The 2,993-nt window shown below is 59.3% G+C and carries 6 protein-coding genes; all 6 read left to right on the top strand.

The window, feature by feature from the left end; genetic code table 11:
* Nucleotides 1-247: 247 nt before the first annotated feature.
* Nucleotides 248-397, top strand: coding sequence for a 50S ribosomal protein L33 (gene rpmG, locus NUW23_15385; protein ID MCR4427541.1), 150 nt, complete (start codon nt 248-250; stop codon nt 395-397).
* Nucleotides 398-438: 41 nt separating this feature from the next.
* On the top strand, nt 439-678 hold the full coding sequence (gene secE / locus NUW23_15390) for a preprotein translocase subunit SecE (protein ID MCR4427542.1): 240 nt from the start codon (nt 439-441) through the stop codon (nt 676-678).
* A 17-nt stretch (nt 679-695) separates the two neighbouring features.
* Complete coding sequence (gene nusG, locus NUW23_15395; protein MCR4427543.1) at nt 696-1,226, top strand: transcription termination/antitermination protein NusG; 531 nt, start codon at nt 696-698, stop codon at nt 1,224-1,226.
* A 27-nt stretch (nt 1,227-1,253) separates the two neighbouring features.
* The gene (rplK, locus tag NUW23_15400) at nt 1,254-1,682 is read left to right on the top strand and encodes a 50S ribosomal protein L11 (GenBank protein MCR4427544.1); all 429 of its coding nucleotides are present in this window, start codon (nt 1,254-1,256) and stop codon (nt 1,680-1,682) included.
* 62 nt (nt 1,683-1,744) lie between these two features.
* The gene (rplA, locus tag NUW23_15405; GenBank protein MCR4427545.1) at nt 1,745-2,455 is read left to right on the top strand and encodes a 50S ribosomal protein L1; all 711 of its coding nucleotides are present in this window, start codon (nt 1,745-1,747) and stop codon (nt 2,453-2,455) included.
* A 209-nt stretch (nt 2,456-2,664) separates the two neighbouring features.
* Nucleotides 2,665-2,993 (top strand): 50S ribosomal protein L10 (gene rplJ, locus NUW23_15410; protein MCR4427546.1); only part of this gene is annotated, 329 nt, incomplete at its 3' end.

Consider the following 2,993-nt stretch of genomic DNA (forward strand, 5'->3'; position numbering starts at 1 on the left):
GCGGCGCCAAAGGCGATAATGAAGGCCGAGCGGGCATGGGAGACAGTCCATCGCAATGGTAAACGTAGCCATACATGCTCTGAGCCGCGACGTTTCGCAACACGCCACGCCAAGGCCCATTTGCGGAACTACTGCGGCACAGTTCCGATTGTTGACAGGGCATCATAGGTATGATAACTTTCAAGGGTGACCATGATGCGCCCCCTGTGACGAGGGGCGCTATTCGTGCCGCAGGGAGGTCGCGATAATGCGCGAAGGTATCACGCTCCAGTGCACCGACTGCAAGAGCAGGAATTACCAGACCACGAAGAACAAGCGGAATGACCCAGACCGCATCGAGCGGAAGAAGTACTGCCGGGTCTGCAGGGCTCACACTTTACACAAGGAAACCCGCTAGGATATAATCTAGGCGTGTTTCGCAGGGGAGGGATCCAATTCATGGCTTCCGAGGCCAAGCCGGCTCCTTTGGCCCGCGTGGGCAACTTATTCGGCCGGATCGGCAAGTTTCTCCGGGAGGTCCGGGCGGAGTTCAAGCGAGTCCAGTGGCCGAGCCGTAAGGAGCTGACGATCTACACAATCGTGGTCATAAGCTCCGTTGCCGTGGTGGCCGTGTTCCTCGGGCTCATAGACTTGGGCCTGTCCGTCCTGGTGAACACGATCATCAAGGCGGCCGCCTGAGCGAGCGCGTGATTGCGATGGGTGCCGAGAAACAGTGGTATGTGATCCACACTTACTCCGGGTACGAGAATAAGGTCAAGGCCAATCTCGAGCGCCGGGTCAAGACGATGGAGAAGGAAGACAAGATCTTCCGTGTGCTCGTCCCTGTGGAAGAAGAGTCGGAGTACAAAGAAGGCAAGAAGAAGATCACCAAGCGCAAGATCTTCCCAGGGTACGTACTCGTGGAGATGGTGATGGGCGATGACTCGTGGTACGTCGTCCGGAACACTCCGGGCGTAACCGGGTTCGTCGGGTCCGGGAACAAGCCCATACCGCTTCAGGAGGAAGAGGCTCGGGCCATTCTCCGTCAAATGGGGGTCGAGGAGCCTAAGCCCCGAATCGACTACGAACTGGGCGAGACTGTCCGCGTGACCTCCGGTCCGTTCCAGAACTTCGCTGGCATCATCCAGGAAGTCCACCCTGACCGGGGCAAGCTCAGGGTGCTGGTCTCGATGTTCGGGCGGGAGACCCCGGTGGAACTGGATTTCGGCCAGGTCGAGAGGTACTAGTAGTATTCGGGGAGGAGGTGTCACACAGTGGCGAAAAAGGTTACCGCTTTTGTCAAGCTGCAGTTAAACGCGGGAAAGGCAACTCCGGCCCCGCCCGTGGGTCCGGTTCTTGCGCCTACCGGCATCAACATAGTGGAGTTCTGCAAGAACTTCAATGCCAAGACGGCGGACCAGGTAGGAACGATCATCCCCGTTGAGGTCACCGTGTATGACGACCGGTCCTACACATTTGTGCTCAAGACTCCGCCGGTGTCTTTCCTGATCAAGAAGGCCTTGGGAGTTGAGAAGGCATCAGCTGTGCCGAACCGGGACAAAGTCGGCAAACTGAGCCGCGCCAAGCTCAGGGAAATCGCAGAGACCAAGATGCCTGACTTGAACGCAAACGACATCGAGGCTGCAATGCGGCTTGTTGCCGGCAGCGCCCGCAGTATGGGTGTGGAGGTAGAGGAAGCCTGATTCCCGTCAGGCAATGTCGTGGGAGGAGCACATCCGCAAGCACCACGAAGGAGGAACACCATATGCCCGAGAGGGGAAAGAAGTATCAGGAGACTGCGAAGCTCGTAGACCGCTCGAAGCTTTATGAGCCTACCGAGGCGGTCAAGCTCGCGCGAGAGACGGCGCGCGCGAAGTTCGATGAGACCATAGAGGCGCACGTGCGCCTTGGCGTAGATCCACGGCACTCGGATCAGCAGGTCCGCGGGGCAGTGGTGCTGCCGCATGGAACGGGCAAGACCAAGCGCGTCCTGGTCTTCGCAAAGGGCGAGAAGGCGAAGGAAGCTGAGGACGCGGGCGCGGACTTCGTTGGGGCCGAGGAAATGGCAGAGAAGATCAGAGGCGGCTGGCTCGATTTCGACGTGACCGTGGCCACTCCCGACATGATGGGAACCCTGGGTAAGCTCGGTAAGATACTTGGCCCTAAGGGGCTGATGCCGAATCCCAAGACAGGCACGGTCACGTTCGATGTGGCGAGGGCGGTCCGAGAGATCAAAGCCGGCAAGGTAGAATACAGGGTCGACAAGACCGGGATCGTCCACGTTCCAATTGGGAAAGCTTCGTTTGAGCAGGAGAAGCTCGCACAGAATCTCGGAGTGCTCATGGATGCTCTCATCAAGGCTAAGCCCTCGGGGGCGAAGGGCCAATACCTGAAGAGCATCACACTTGCGTCTACCATGGGCCCAGGGATCCGTGTTAATCCCGGGCAGGTGGGAGTGCTCACGACCGAGAGATAAGAGATGGCCGCCCATGACAATAGAATAGGCACCTGGCCGAAGACAGCAGGTGCTCTGCGCGAAGGCGCGAGCATAATGAGCAGATCCAGCTCGCCTGCCCAGGCCGGAGGAACGCCGACACCCACGATCTTTCGAGGGACCTCCGGTCACGCGCCTGAGGTCCCTCTTCTTGCGTCTGGGAAGGCAATTGCACACGGGGAGGTGTGAACGTGCCGACTGCCGAGAAGGCAAAGACTATCGAGGAACTGGAAGCCAAGATGGCCACGGCCAGTGTGGTGGTGCTCGCAGACTTCCGCGGGCTGAATGTCGCCCAGGTCACGAAGCTTCGCCGCAAACTCCTAGAGGCTGGGATCGAGTACAAGGTTGTCAAGAACACCCTTGCGAAGATTGCTGCGGACCACGCGGGCATCGAGGGACTCGATCCGTATCTCGAGGGGCCAACCGCCATGGCCTTCGGGGCTCAGGACCCCGTGGCTCCGGCGAAGATCCTCCCGAGAGAAGTCCAGGAGGATCTTCGCCGGAGCCACGGGGTCCTGAG

The sequence above is a fragment of the Bacillota bacterium genome, from assembly GCA_024655925.1.
Classification (GTDB): Bacteria; Bacillota; DTU025; order DTU025; family JANLFS01; genus JANLFS01.